This is a genomic window from Arthrobacter sp. yr096 (assembly GCF_900108925.1).
Classification (GTDB): Bacteria; Actinomycetota; Actinomycetes; order Actinomycetales; family Micrococcaceae; genus Arthrobacter.
This window is the reverse complement of the sequence record NZ_FNYI01000002.1, coordinates 237,387-250,859: the sequence shown is the minus strand read 5'-3', so window position 1 is coordinate 250,859 and position 13,473 is coordinate 237,387. Positions and strand designations below refer to the sequence as shown.

The following is a 13,473-nucleotide window of genomic DNA, read 5'->3' as shown; positions in this document are numbered from 1 at the left end:
GCCGGGTGCCGTCGTCGTTATTGATAACGACGGCGGTATACCGGGTCCAGCGTCTCCGGCGGCACTCCCAGCATTTCGGCTGTGTACTCCACCACGACGTCATGGACCAGGTCCTGCAGTTCTTCGCGGGTGTTGGTGGCTTGCTCCACCACTCGCCGGTAGACAGTAATCATGGGCGCCTCGCCCCGTCCACCGGGCGTATAGGAACCCATCGGGGCGCGTTCGCCAGTGGCGACCAGCTGCTCGAGGTTGGGAGGAATCTCATCGACGGCAAAGAGAACGCCGTCGAGTTGCTTGCCCCACATATCCTGGAGCCGCTCCGCCGAGTCCAGCACCATGTCATCGAACCTTTCGGAACGGGTGCGGAAACCGGGGAGGTTGGGAAGCATGAGTTCCCCACGCAGTCCGCGTCCGTGGCGGTTGCGCCGCCGGCGCCGGAAACCACGCCCGCCCGAATCGGCGTGTTGCTCTGCCTGATCGCCATCGGCGTCAGTCCACCGGATGTTGAACCCGGGAACATGTGGCTGTGACTGCATATATCGACTTTAGTCCCGGCGCACCCACAGCGCGACATCATGGGCCACACCGCGCCGCAGCTGTTGATGAGGACGCAAAGTTGGCGGGCCACAGGCGCCAATGCGCATGGCGAATGCCAAATGGCGCTAATCTGGGATGTTGTGGGTGCCATTCGTCAGTGTTCAAGATCAGCCTGCCGCCAGTCTGCGGTGGCTACTTTGACGTACGTGTACGCAGAGTCAACCGCCGTCCTTGGTCCGCTCGCGACGTATGCCGAGCCCCATGCCTACGACTTGTGCTCGCAGCACGCCGAAAGCCTCACCGTTCCCCGGGGGTGGGAAGTCCTGCGTCTGGCGATGCCCACCACTCCGCCGGAACCGGGCCCGGATGACCTGCTGGCACTGGCCAACGCGGTCCGTGAGGCGGCTTCGGCAGCCCCGGAGGCACCCGCCCGGCACAGCCACGCACAGATGGAGCCGCCCGTGGCCGTCGAAGGAACCCGCCGCGGGCACTTGCGGATCCTGCGCGAACCATCCTAGCGGCCTGAAACCCAGCGGCCTGGAACCCAGCAACGTGGGACCCAGCAACGTGGGACCCAGAGGCTTGGCGTTGATGCCCTGACCAGCTGCGGGACTCAATTCTTCGCTGTGCTCCGAAGGGCATGATCCTGCACGGTAGGCTGGAATCTGCAGATAAATCCGCCAGCGGCGCCACGCCGGCGCCACCCAGGGAGCATCATTCATGCCAAAGGTCAGTCCTGAACTGTTGTCCATCCTGCGCTGCCCCGTGACGGGTTCACCGCTGGTCCAGGAGGGCGAGGAGCTGGTAGCCACCACGGCCGCCGACAACGGTGAAAAGCTCCGCTACTCCATCGAGGACGGCATCCCGTTGCTCCTTCGCCCGGAACTGCTGGCCGCAGCCAACGCAGCCTCATCCAGTCAGCACGATTCGAAGGCCTAATCAGCCTCCCTCATCAATCCCGCACGGTACCCCTAAGGAATTTCATGACTTTCGATTTCAAAGTGGCTGACATCACCCTCGCGGAGGCCGGCCGCCACCAGATCCGTCTCGCCGAGCACGAAATGCCGGGCCTCATGTCCCTCCGGGCAGAGTTCGGTGCCTCGCAGCCGCTCAAGGGCGCACGGATCGCCGGTTCCTTGCACATGACCGTGCAGACCGCCGTTCTCATCGAGACCCTCACGGCTTTGGGCGCCGAGGTCCGCTGGGCCTCCTGCAACATCTTCTCCACCCAGGATGAAGCCGCCGCCGCCGTCGTGGTGGGCAAGGGAACCCCGGAAGACCCGCAGGGTGTTCCAGTCTTCGCCTGGAAGGGTGAAACCTTGGAGGAATACTGGTGGACTGCCGAGCAGATCCTCACCTGGCCCGGCGCCGACACCAACCCGGAGTTGGGCCCCAACATGATTCTCGACGACGGCGGCGACGCCACGCTGCTGCTGCACAAGGGCGTCGACTTCGAAGCCGCGGGCGCTGTCCCCGCAGCCACTGAGGAAGATCCCGAGGAATACGTCCTCATTCTGGACCTCCTCCGCAGGACCCTCGCCGCTGATCCGCAGAAATGGACACGGCTGGCTGCGCGCATTGAGGGCGTTACCGAGGAGACCACCACCGGTGTCCACCGCCTCTACCAGCTGGCAGAACAGGGCAAATTGCTGTTCCCGGCCATCAACGTCAACGACTCCGTCACCAAGAGCAAGTTCGACAACAAGTACGGCATCCGTCACTCGCTGCCGGACGGCATCAACCGCGCCACGGATGTCCTCATGGGGGGCAAGGTGGCCGTCGTCTGCGGTTATGGCGACGTTGGGAAGGGCGCAGCGGAGGCGCTGCGGGGCCAGGGTTCGCGCGTGATCGTCACCGAAATTGATCCCATCTGTGCCTTGCAGGCCGCCATGGACGGGTACCAGGTTGCCAAGCTGGAATCCGTGCTGGCCCAGGGTGACATTTTCATCACCACCACGGGCAACAAGGACGTCATCATGGCCGAGCACATGCTGGGTATGAAGAACAAAGCGATTGTTGGCAACATCGGCCACTTTGACAACGAGATCGACATTGCCGGGCTCGCGAAGATTGCCGGCGTCAAGAAGGTGGAAATCAAGCCGCAGGTCCACGAGTGGGTGTTCGACTCCGGAAGTGCCTCGGAGCGTTCCATCATTGTGCTGTCCGAGGGCCGCCTCCTGAACCTGGGCAACGCCACCGGCCACCCGTCGTTCGTGATGAGTAACTCCTTCGCCAACCAGACCATCGCCCAGATCGAACTCTGGACCAAGAAGGATCAGCCGGCCGGGGAGCGGGAATACGGGAAGCAGGTCTACGTCCTTCCGAAGATCCTGGACGAAAAAGTAGCCCGACTCCACCTGGATGCCTTGGGCGTCGAACTGACGGAACTGAGCAAGGACCAGGCTGATTACCTCGACCTTGACGTTGCGGGGCCGTACAAGCCGGAGCACTACCGCTACTAAGCGCAGCGGATTACCCCAATCGATGGCGAAAGGCCGGACACGCGACCAGCGTGGCCGGCCTTTCCGCTAGAATTGGGTGTTCAGTATTGCTTGCCGGGGGACAGGAAGACAGGAACCATGACGGAAGTCGCCAAACGGAAAACGGGCAAGATCCTTGCCATCGCAGGGATCTGCGCCGCTATTGTGGTGGGCGGCATCGGGGTGGCTACGGTGCCCGGATTGTTGCCCGGCTCCACCCAGGATGCCGGATCGGCTCCTTCAGCGACTCCCACAGTGGAAGCCAAGCCCGTTGAGCTGGGGATCACCCCCCTTGACGGCGCCGTGGAATGGAACCCGGTGGTTGGTCCGCAGATCAAAGCTGTCAACGGCAAGGTCAAGGACGTCGTGCTGGCGCCCGTAGACGGCGGCACTCCCGTGCAGGGCAAAATCAGCCCCGACGGCAGCACCTGGACCACTCTCGATGTGCTCAAGTTCAAGACCCAGTACAGCTACTCCTTCACTGTGGTTGACACCGCCGGGAAGGAAACCAAGAAGTCCCAGACCTTCACTACGGTCTCGGCAGCATACGAGGCCGATGCCTCCATTTATCCCCGCAACGGGACCACTGCGGGCTCCGGGCAACCCATCGAAATCAACTTCAGCGAACCAATCGTGGACAAAGCCGCCATGGAAAAGCGGGTTGCCATCACTGTTTCCTCCGGCCAACCCGTGGCCTGGCACTGGTATTCGGACAAAAAAGTCCGGATCCGTCCAGAAGCCTTCTGGGCCTCCGGCACCACCGTCACCGTGGACATGAAACTCCTGGGCGTGGATTTTGGCAACAAGATGATCGGAAACGGGGACGTGGTCTCCACGTTCACCACTGGCCCCCAGCGGGTGGCCGTGGTGGATGACACCACCAAGACCATGAACGTGTACTCCGATGGGCAACTCGTCCACACCGCTCCTGTGTCGCTGGGTGGCGAAGACTGGCTCTCACCTACGGGGTACGCGGTGATCCTGGAGCAGGAGCGCAAGTCCAACTTCAACGCCGGCAGCATTGGCCTGAAGCCGGGGGACAAGGGCTACTACGCCCCGATGGTGGTGGACTATGCCAACCGCCTCACCTGGTCCGGCGTCTATGTCCACCAGGCACTGGAGTCCGCCTGGGGTGCCATTGGGAGGGTGAACGTTTCCCATGGGTGCGTGGGCCTGTTGCCGGATGACGCTGCGTGGTTCTTCAACAATATGAAGACCGGTGACGTGGTCCAGATCCTGAATACTGGAGCGCCGGCGGTGGAACCGCTGGAAGGCTTTGGCGACTGGAACATTCCCTGGGCCAGCTACGCCCAGCGGTAATCCTGCGGTTAGGATCGAAGCAGTGATTATTTCCTGCACGCTTTGACCCATTCCTCGAGTGCTGACCCTGCGCTGGCCCTCTATTTTGTGCTGCCCTCTGTGGTGATTCCGGGTGTCCCTGAGGGGAACCCGTTTGCGGGTTCCCCGGCTCCTTCCCCCGGATCCCTCTTCACCCCTTGGAGCACCCATGACCACAAAACCAACTCTTCGCCCGGAGTGCGGTGACTGCTTTGCGCTGTGCTGTACAGCGCTCGGATTTGCCCGCTCAGCTGACTTCGCAGTAGACAAACCGGCTGCCACAGCCTGCCCGAACATGGCGGAGGATTTCTCCTGTGCCATCCACCAGCGCCTACGGCCCCGGGGCTTCCGGGGCTGCACTGTTTTCGATTGCTTCGGGGCCGGCCAAGTGGTGTCCCAACGCACCTTCGCCGGGACCAGTTGGGTTGATGACCCGTCATCCGCAGCGTCGATGTTCGCCGTCTTCAAGGTGGTCAGGCAATTGCACGAGATGCTCTGGTACCTGGCTGAAGCCCAGCAGCGGACCTTCGATCCGGACCTCGCTGTGGCGGCGGACGGTCTTTCCCGGCGTATAGCCACCACCGCCCTGGGCGACGCTTCAGCGATCCTCGGCACCGACGTCGAAAGCTTGCATGCCGAGGTGCGGACACTTCTGATGGAGGTCAGTGAGGAAGTCCGCGCCGCCTATGCAGCAGAGGATAAGGACGCACCCGACGGCGGGCCCTGCGCGGGCGCCGACCTGATGGGGGCGGACCTTGCGAACCAACGATGGTGCGGAGTCGATCTCCGCGGCGCCAACCTGATCGGAGCAAACCTGAGCAGCAGCGACCTGACGGCGGCAGATCTCCTGGGAGCAGATCTCCGGGGAACGCAGTTCAGTGGAGCGGACCTGTCAAAGGCGCTCTACCTGACCCAACCCCAGGTCAACGCTGCGGAAGGTGACAGGCGGACACTCCTGCCGCCACGAATCACCACTCCGGACCACTGGGAGTAGGGGCGCTAGTGGTTGGTGAACGGCAGCTTGCGCAGCCGTTCACCGACGCTCGCGTTCCTTTGCTCGGCTTGGCGAAGCCGGACCAGTTCGCGGTTACGCCGTTCCCCGAGGACCGCCCCTATGTAGTCCTCGGGGATGGTCCCGGCGGGCGGCGGCGGGGCGACGTACCGGGCGAGTTCGGAGGCGAGGGAGACAGCCATGGTGACCCGTGACGCGGGGGCCATGAGGTAGGCCTGCTGCACGAACGTACCCGCCCGGCGTGCGGTGGCGTCGGGCACTCTCCCAATATCCGCCATTGCTGCCCAGGACTGCAGATAGTGGGGAGCTACGGGCATGATCCGGGGCTTGGAAGGGACCCGTTGCCGTAGCGAATAGGTGCCGGCAACGATGTCACCGAGCCGTTTGGACTTGTCATTGAACAGCGCAACGCCAATGGCGAGGCCCCCGAAGGTCATGTAGATCTCCAGGAAGCCAAGGAGTCCACGGATGAGGGCATGCCGGAAGCGGATGGAACCGCCATCGTCGCGGACAATGCGGAGACCTGTGGCGAGCTTGCCCAGGGATCGTCCTCGGGTGAGCGTCTCAACGGCAACCGGAGCCACGACGAAGGAGAAAACGACACTGCTGAGGATGAGGGCCCGGATGGCGGAATCGTCGAGGTCGCGGGAGGCTGCCGAGATCAGGATGATGAGGAGAACCGCGAGGACGAGTTGGGAGACGACATCGATGATGAGGCCGAGGCCACGGGCGGCAAAGGATGCAGGGCGCAACTCAAGGACCACTGCCTCGCCCGTGATGATTGAACTCATGCTCCGCCCCCATGACCCGCAAACAATGCAGGCGCCCGGCGTGCCCGCATCTCGAGTCTAGCCGCGGCTCTGACCCAGTGGCTGGAACAGGCGCTAGGGTGGTGCCGTGGACATCGATGCCTTCTCGGCCGTACATGGGGACAAGTGGGCCCGGCTTCATTTCCTGGCGCACAAGCGGCGGCTGACGGGAGCTGAAGCGGACGAACTGCTGCGCCTGTACCAAACGGTGTCCAGCCATCTGTCCCTGATTCGCTCGGTGGCTCCCGAGACCGGCTTGTCGGCTTCCTTGTCTGCTGCACTGGCGCAGGCACGGACCCGGTTCACGGGAGCGAGGTCGAACTTCATGGAGGACCTGGCACGGTTCTTCGTCATCTCCCTCCCGGCCGCGTTCTATCGGATCCGGTGGCTGACTTTATGGTGTGGTATCGCGTTCGTGCTGGTCGCAGGGGCCTACGCACTGTGGATAGGTACCTCAACCGAAGCGCTCAGGGCAGTAGCCAGTGATGCGAAAGTGCAGCAGTACGTGGAGGAAGACTTCATTGACTACTACTCGGAGAATCCTGCAGCGTCCTTCGCCGGGGCCGTGTGGACCAACAATGCCTGGATCTCTGCGCAGGCGGTGGCGTTCGGCGTCACAGGATTCTGGGTGCCATTCATCCTCTTCATGAACGCGCAAAGCACGGGAATGGCGGCGGGGCTCTTCATCGCGACGGGGAAGGTGGATGTCTTCTTCAGCTACATCCTTCCGCACGGGCTGATGGAACTCACTGCGGTCTTCATTGCGTGCGCGGCCGGGCTCAAGATCTTTTGGGCCATGGTGCGTCCGGGTCCCAGAACACGGATCCAGGCCGTGGCCGATGAAGGACGGTCCTTGATCACCATTGCCCTCGGTTTGGTGCTGGTCCTGCTCATTTCCGGAATTGTGGAGGGCTTCGTGACGCCGAGTCCGCTCCCGGTATGGGCCAAGATCACCATTGGGGCCTTGGTCCTGGCTGGTTATTGGGTGTACACCCTGGTTCTTGGCGGGCGGGCAGCCCGTGCCGGTGTCACGGGGGACCTGGAAGCCCACGACGCCGGTTATCGCAGCATCGCCGCCTAGACCTGACAGACGCGGAGACCTTACAGTTGCGTTGCGATCTGGTCGCAGCCGGGGTGGCTCCGCGTGTCTGCGTATTGCCGGGCGGTAGGCTCGAATGCAGACAAGAGAGCCGGCCGCACCCCAAATCGCCGGTGGATGCCTACGGAAGTGAAACCCGCTGTGAGCGACAAGAGCCCGAAACCACAAGAACCGGACACGGACGTCCACGAGGACCCCAACGAACCGGCCTTCGACTGGATGAAGCCGAAGGCGTCCAGCGGTGCCTCCTCGGCAGCTCCTGCGGGCAAGGACGTACCCACAGCCGCGGCTGCCCAGCAGTCCCCGGCAGCTCCTGCATCCACCACTACGGGGTCCACTCCGGCGGCTTCAGCAAGCTCGGGGACGGCAAGCACAACGTCAGCAGGAACAGGCCAGCCCGAAAGCCGTGCGGATCGCAAGGCTGCGGAGGCCGCTGACACAGAGGCCGAGCCGCCGCTGTTCGCGGACACGCTGGCCAGTACGTCCACAGAAAAGCAGCCGTCGCACTATTCGGAACCATTGCCGACGTCGGCCCTCCAGGTCCGTCCGCCGGAAGACGAAGTGGCCAGACGCAATGCCGAACGCGAGCAGGCAGCAAAGGTGAAGCCGATCGGGCCCCGGGTATTCCAGGTCCTCCTGGCTGTTTTCTTCCCGGTGGTGCTCTTGGTGCTGGCTGTCAGGGCCGTCACCAGCCCCCTTTTCCTCTGGGTGGAGTACAACCGACCCGGTTTTCCCGGCGACGGTTACGGCTTCAGCACTGACGACCGCATGACGTACGGCTCGTATGCCGTGGACTACCTGAGTAACTGGGCCGGTCCCCGCTACCTGGGTGGCTTGGTCAACCAGGACGGCGCAAAGCTGTTTAAGGACAGCGAAGTAGCCCACATGGCCGACGTCAAACTGGTGATCCTCTCATCTTTCGGCGCAGGTTTGTTGCTCATCATCCTCAGCATCATCGCCATCATCTACCTTCGTAAGCGGAGCAGCGGCGGGGTCCGTCGCGGTCTCTTTGCCGGCTCCATCGTCACGCTGGTCATCATCATTGGGCTTGCCGTTCTGGCAGCCCTGAGCTGGCAGCAGTTCTTCACCGAGTTCCACCGGATCTTCTTCGCCAACGGCACGTGGACGTTCTCTTTGGAGGACACTCTTATCCGCCTCTTCCCGGGGCAGTTCTGGGTTGACGCAGGCATCGTCATCGGCGCGTTGGTGTTCCTTGCGGCAACGCTGACTTTCATAATGACGTGGCCCACCAAGCGGCGCCGGGGAGTCGCCGGCACAGAATCAGACGGCGAGACCACCAGGGAACCGGAGGAAGCTGCCGGGTTGACTGCCCACGAGCACGACGTCAAGGAATCGACGGACGCCAAGCGGTAGAACCGCGAGGTAGCGCCACCACGTGGTGATCCGGGGACGCCCGGGTGGAGCGCTGGCGCCGCTACTTTTCGTAGAGCTTTTCCACGACGGACGAGAAATCGCCCACCACCGCGGCCCTCTTGAGTTTGAGGGACGGCGTCAGGTGTCCGGACTCGACGCTTAGCTCAGCCGTGATGAATTCGAATTTCCGGATGGACTCAGCCGCAGAGACGAGCGTGTTTGCCTCATCCACTGCCGACTGCACCGCGGCCTTCACCCGGTCGTCAGCTGCCGCCTCGGCGGGGGACAGGGAACCGGCCTTGTTCTCCGCGCACCAGTTCGCCAGGCCCTCGGGGTCCAGGCTTACCAGCGCTGCGACAAATGGCCGGCCTTCGCCCACGACGACGGCCTGGCCCACCAGAGGATGTTCGCGCAGTTTCTCCTCCAAAGGAGCCGGTGCGACGTTCTTCCCGCCTGCGGTTACCAAAAGGTCTTTCTTGCGGCCGGTAATGGTCAGGAAGCCATCCTGGTCCAGTTCGCCGAGGTCACCAGTGCGGAAGAATCCGTCCACGAAGGCTGCCTCTGTGGCGGCCGCGTTGGCGTGGTAGCCCTTGAAGACACCGATGCCCTTGACCAGGACTTCGCCGTCCGGCGCCACCCGGATGGTGGTCCCGGGGAGCGGGATTCCGACGGTCCCGATCCGGGTCATGCCGGGCGTGTTCACGGTACAGGGGGCCGTGGTCTCCGTGAGGCCGTATCCTTCCAGCACCGGAATGCCGGCACCATGGAAGAAATGGTTATCCCGGAGGCTGAGGGGACTCGCTCCGGAAACGGTGTAGCCCACATCCCCGCCAAACACCTCCCGGACCCTGGGGTACAGGAGCTTGTTGAACAAACGGTGCCTCATATCCAGCAGCCAACCCGGACCGGAGCCCCGGCCACGCGCGGCGAGGTCCACCGCCGTCGAATATTCCACGGCTGTTGCCGACGCTGCCGCGAAAAGCGCAGACTTCCCACTCATGGCCGCTTTGTGGCCGGCGCCGGCATAGACCTTCTCGAAAATCCGGGGCACGGCCAGCAGGAAGGTGGGTTTGAAAGATCCGAGATCCGCCATCAGTCCGCTGGCACCGGCGCTGTGTCCCAAGGTGATTCCCGCGGTGAGGCATACAACCTGCACTGCCCTGGCCAGGACGTGCGCCAAAGGGAGGAACATCAGCGTACGGGCACCCTGCTGCATGAGCAGTTCGGGGAGGAACGGGATGACGTTGCGCGCCACCAGGACAAAGTTGCCATGGGTGATTTCGCAGCCTTTGGGCTTGCCCGTGGTTCCCGAGGTGTAAACAATGGAGGCGACGTCGGCCAGTTTGGCGACACTGCGCTGCCGCTCCAATTCGGCGTCCATGATGCCGACGCCGACGGCGGAGACGCTGGTCAGGTTGGGGGCGTCGCCGTCGTGCTCCATCCGCATGATCGCTACGGGGTCGTCGCCCAATGCCGTGGACCGGTTCACCAGGGAGTGGACGAGGCTCGCTTTAGCGGTGTCCTCCACAAAGATGCGCCGGGCACCTGAATCGGCCAGGATCCATTCGATTTGGCTTGCAGACGACGTCTCGTAGATGGGCACGGTTACTCCGCCCGCCATCCAGATGGCGAAGTCCACCAGCGTCCATTCGAAGCTTGACCGGGAGAGCACAGCCACAGGGTCGCCTGGATTAAGGCCGCCGGCAATCAGCCCTTTGGCCAGCGCCGTGACGTCGGCAAGGAACCTGGCAGCCGAAACGTTCAGCCATCCGTTAGCCGTCTTGTGGGCGTACAGGGTGCCGAACGGATCCTTGGCACAGCGTTCCAAGAGGAGGTCCGTCACGTTGGTATCGGGGTCAGCCTCGACCAGAAGCTCCGTGCTCGCTTCCCTCACTGCTTGCCTCCTAGATCCACGATGGCATCCACATTCTCATTCGCCACTCCTGGTAGCTGATCACTTCAGCGGTAAGTACCGGATAGAAGAATGCGGTTGCGAGGACAGCCAGCACCAGGACCAGGCCCACAACGTAGAGCCCGGACCGCCGCCGCCATGGGGGATCGCTGCTGCGGCCCAGGACCAACCCCAGCACGTACGTCAGGCCCAGCACCAGGAAGGGCTCAAAGGATACGGCGTAGAAGATGAACATGGTGCGTTCCGGATACATGAACCACGGTAGGTAACCGGCCGCGACACCGGCAAGGATGGCGCCCGCGCGCCAATCGCGGCGGCCTGCCCACCAGAACAACAGGATGACCAGGGCGATGGTCCCACCCCACCAGACCACCGGATTTCCCACCGGCAGGATGGCGGAGGAACAAGTCTCCACGACGCAGCCCGGGGTGCCTTGCTTGGGGGACTGATAGAAGAACGACGTCGGGCGCCCCATGACCAGCCACGTCCAGGGGCTTGACTCGTATGGATGGTCGGAGCTCAGGCCTTGATGGAACTTGAACGCTTCAAAGTGGTAATGCGCCAGGGACCGCACGGAGTTCGGTAGCCAATCCCACCCCGGGGCGGGATTGGTGGCGGCCCATTGGCGGTAATAGGCGTCCTTGGACAGGAACCAGCCGGTCCACGTGGCCACGTAGGTGACGGCAGCGACAGGGATGATGGTCACGAATGCCGGCAGCCCGTCCTTGATGACGCCGGCGCTGAACCAACTGCGGATGCCGGCAATGCGCCGTGCGCTCAGGTCCCACAGGACGGTCATCAGGCCAAAGGCAGCCACGAAGAACAGCGCGGACCATTTGGTTCCCACGGCCAGGCCCAGGCAGAGTCCGGCTACCAGGCGCCACCAACGCATTCCAAGCCAGGGACCGGCCACCAGCTGCGTGGGCGAGGGGACGCCTCGTGGCGACGAAGCCGCTTGCGCGGCGAGCCTGGAAGCAAGACGACGACGGCCGTCGTCGCGGTCCATCAGCAGGGCACCGAAAGCCGCGAGGATCCAGAACGCCAGGAAGATATCCAGCAGTGAAGTCCGGGACAGCACCAAGTGGTGGCCGTCGATGGCGAGCAGGAGCCCGGCAACAGCACCAAGAGTGTGTGAGCGGAACAGTTTCAGTGCAATGAGCGAGACAAGGAAGACGGACAGCGTGCCTATGAGTGCGGCCCCGAAGCGCCAGCCAAAGGGGTTGTCAGCCCCGAACAGCCACATTCCGAAGGCGATCATCCACTTACCCACCGGAGGATGGACCACATACTCCGGAGTGTTCAGGAGGATGTCCGGGTTTCCGGCGTTGAAGGAGTCGTTGGCGTTGGCGGGCCAGCTGCGTTCGTAGCCGCTTACCAGGTAGGAATAGGCATCCTTGACGTAGTAGGTTTCGTCGAAAACCAGGCTGTGGGGGGCCTCCAGCCGGAAGAACCGGAGAATCCCGCCAAGGACTGCCGTTATGGTGGGGATCAGCCAGAACCACAAACGCAAAGTGGGTGGATAGTCGCGCCAGCTTTGCACGCTGCCAATCAGGCGTTCCTTCAACGCCTGGGCGGTGTATGCCTCGGCAGGCCTGGCCACCCACCCATGGCGCTCCAGTCCCCGGCCAGGCAAGGGCGCGTCATCGTCCACGAGCGTGGTCTGCCGGGCCTGCGGCGAGCCACTTGCTCTCCGTAGTTCAGACTCTGGTGTGTTGTTGCCCGGCACAGTATCACCGGCTCCGGTGGGTGCAGGGGACGCCACAGGAGTTCCGGAAGTGGTGGCAGGAACGGGCGACTGGTTCACCCGCCCATGCTACCTTTCCATCCTTGCTGCAGCGTTGAGGTGCGGCGCTGAAGGCGGCGCGGCATTAGGCTTGGCAGGTGGACGAACAACGCAGCACCCCGGACCAGACTTCCTTCAGCGATGACCTGTACCAGGAAACTCCTGCCGCTGGTGCCGGCGCAACCCCGGGCATTGGCAGGATTGTGCTGGCAGCGACTCCCATCGGAAACGTAGGGGATGCTTCCTCGCGTTTGATTGAACTCCTGGCTACCTCGGACATCGTTGCAGCCGAGGATACCCGTCGCCTGCACCGGCTGGTCACGGCCCTGGGTGTTGAGGTCTCCGGCCGCGTCATCAGCTATCACGAACACAATGAAGTGGCCAAGACCGGGGAACTCCTTGACCATGTGCGTGCGGGCAAGACCATCCTCATGGTGAGCGATGCCGGGATGCCTGCGGTCTCGGACCCAGGTTTCCGCTTGGTGGAGGGGGCCGTCGCTGCAGGTCTGACAGTCACTGCTGTTCCCGGGCCGTCCGCTGTGCTGACGGCGCTTGCCCTGTCCGGCCTGCCAACTGACCGCTTTTGCTTTGAGGGTTTCCTGCCGCGTAAGTCAGGGGATCGGAACTCCCGTTTGTCCGATCTTGCCGACGAGCGCCGCACCATGGTCTTTTTCGAGGCCCCTCACCGGCTCGAAGTGATGTTGCGTGCACTGCATGAGCGCTTCGGGGCCGACCGTCGCGTGGCCGTTTGCCGTGAACTGACCAAGACCTACGAAGAAGTCATTCGCGGCACGTTGCGTGAACTGCTCGAGTGGGCAGAGAACAACGAGGTCCGGGGCGAAATCGCCGTGGTGGTTGGCGGTGCGCCTGAACAGGAGCCCGGCAAGCCCGAAGACCACGTCGCAGCGGTGAACGAGCTTATTTCACAAGGTATCCGCCTTAAGGAAGCCGTGGCAGCCGTGGCCGAGGACGCCAGGGTCAGCAAGCGTGAGCTGTACTCGGCGGTTCTTGCGGCCCGTTGACCGGCGCTGTGCAGCTGCACAAATTGGCGTCTGCTTGGCAGTGCGTGAAGGCGTAGACACTGCTTCTCGCGTGGCAGTACCGTGGCAGTAATTCAAGCCACTTCCGG

At 63.2% G+C, this 13,473-nt stretch carries 12 protein-coding genes; 8 read left to right on the top strand and 4 right to left on the bottom strand.

The annotated features are described in order from the left end of the window. Positions 1-17 precede the first annotated feature (17 nt). Entirely contained in the window at positions 18-536 is a 519-nt protein-coding gene (locus BMY91_RS05890; RefSeq protein WP_090819776.1) for a metallopeptidase family protein, read from the bottom strand. Between the two features lie 120 nt (positions 537-656). Between BMY91_RS05890 and BMY91_RS05885 the strand changes: the two genes are divergently transcribed. From BMY91_RS05885 to BMY91_RS05860, 5 genes are all read left to right on the top strand, one after another. Continuing rightward, entirely contained in the window at positions 657-1,055 is a 399-nt protein-coding gene (locus BMY91_RS05885) for a DUF3499 domain-containing protein (RefSeq protein ID WP_090819773.1), read from the top strand. A 202-nt stretch (positions 1,056-1,257) separates the two neighbouring features. After that, entirely contained in the window at positions 1,258-1,476 is a 219-nt protein-coding gene (locus BMY91_RS05880) for a Trm112 family protein (protein WP_090819770.1), read from the top strand. A gap of 44 nt (positions 1,477-1,520) precedes the next feature. Next, positions 1,521-2,999 carry an adenosylhomocysteinase gene (gene ahcY, locus BMY91_RS05875; RefSeq protein WP_090819767.1) on the top strand — a complete coding sequence of 493 codons (1,479 nt, stop codon included), beginning with the start codon at positions 1,521-1,523 and terminating at the stop codon, positions 2,997-2,999. 117 nt (positions 3,000-3,116) lie between these two features. Continuing rightward, complete coding sequence (locus BMY91_RS05870; RefSeq protein ID WP_090819764.1) at positions 3,117-4,337, top strand: L,D-transpeptidase; 1,221 nt, start codon at positions 3,117-3,119, stop codon at positions 4,335-4,337. A 187-nt stretch (positions 4,338-4,524) separates the two neighbouring features. Further along, on the top strand, positions 4,525-5,349 hold the full coding sequence (locus BMY91_RS05860) for a pentapeptide repeat-containing protein (RefSeq protein WP_090819757.1): 825 nt from the start codon (positions 4,525-4,527) through the stop codon (positions 5,347-5,349). A 5-nt stretch (positions 5,350-5,354) separates the two neighbouring features. Here the strand turns inward: BMY91_RS05860 and BMY91_RS05855 are convergent, their stop codons facing one another. Continuing rightward, entirely contained in the window at positions 5,355-6,158 is an 804-nt protein-coding gene (locus tag BMY91_RS05855) for an RDD family protein (RefSeq protein WP_090819754.1), read from the bottom strand. Between the two features lie 106 nt (positions 6,159-6,264). Here BMY91_RS05855 and BMY91_RS05850 point away from each other — a divergent pair, with 106 nt between their 5' ends. Beyond that, a complete protein-coding gene (locus tag BMY91_RS05850; RefSeq protein ID WP_177179853.1) occupies positions 6,265-7,257 on the top strand; it encodes a stage II sporulation protein M in 993 nt (330 codons plus the stop codon). Between the two features lie 159 nt (positions 7,258-7,416). Beyond that, positions 7,417-8,649 carry a TIGR01906 family membrane protein gene (locus tag BMY91_RS05845; protein ID WP_256212613.1) on the top strand — a complete coding sequence of 411 codons (1,233 nt, stop codon included), beginning with the start codon at positions 7,417-7,419 and terminating at the stop codon, positions 8,647-8,649. Between the two features lie 61 nt (positions 8,650-8,710). Here the strand turns inward: BMY91_RS05845 and BMY91_RS05840 are convergent, their stop codons facing one another. Continuing rightward, positions 8,711-10,543: an AMP-dependent synthetase/ligase gene (locus BMY91_RS05840; protein ID WP_090819751.1), complete on the bottom strand. Its 1,833-nt coding sequence runs from the start codon at positions 10,541-10,543 to the stop codon at positions 8,711-8,713. 10 nt (positions 10,544-10,553) lie between these two features. Next, positions 10,554-12,212 (bottom strand): dolichyl-phosphate-mannose--protein mannosyltransferase, encoded by a 1,659-nt coding sequence (locus BMY91_RS05835; protein ID WP_371261026.1) that lies wholly within the window; start codon positions 12,210-12,212, stop codon positions 10,554-10,556. Between the two features lie 278 nt (positions 12,213-12,490). On the opposite strand from BMY91_RS05835, the gene rsmI reads away from it, so the two are divergent. Next, positions 12,491-13,366, top strand: coding sequence for a 16S rRNA (cytidine(1402)-2'-O)-methyltransferase (gene rsmI, locus BMY91_RS05830; RefSeq protein ID WP_177179868.1), 876 nt, complete (start codon positions 12,491-12,493; stop codon positions 13,364-13,366). The last annotated feature ends 107 nt before the right edge of the window (positions 13,367-13,473 follow it).

What these genes read in the sequence shown, in the direction of transcription:
- BMY91_RS05890 (WP_090819776.1), bottom strand. Translation starts at nt 536, where the DNA reads ATGCAGTCACAGCCACATGTTCCCGGGTTCAACATCCGGTGGACTGAC.
- BMY91_RS05885 (WP_090819773.1), top strand. Translation starts at nt 657, where the DNA reads ATGGCGCTAATCTGGGATGTTGTGGGTGCCATTCGTCAGTGTTCAAGA.
- BMY91_RS05880 (WP_090819770.1), top strand. Translation starts at nt 1,258, where the DNA reads ATGCCAAAGGTCAGTCCTGAACTGTTGTCCATCCTGCGCTGCCCCGTG.
- ahcY (WP_090819767.1), top strand. Translation starts at nt 1,521, where the DNA reads ATGACTTTCGATTTCAAAGTGGCTGACATCACCCTCGCGGAGGCCGGC.
- BMY91_RS05870 (WP_090819764.1), top strand. Translation starts at nt 3,117, where the DNA reads ATGACGGAAGTCGCCAAACGGAAAACGGGCAAGATCCTTGCCATCGCA.
- BMY91_RS05860 (WP_090819757.1), top strand. Translation starts at nt 4,525, where the DNA reads ATGACCACAAAACCAACTCTTCGCCCGGAGTGCGGTGACTGCTTTGCG.
- BMY91_RS05855 (WP_090819754.1), bottom strand. Translation starts at nt 6,158, where the DNA reads ATGAGTTCAATCATCACGGGCGAGGCAGTGGTCCTTGAGTTGCGCCCT.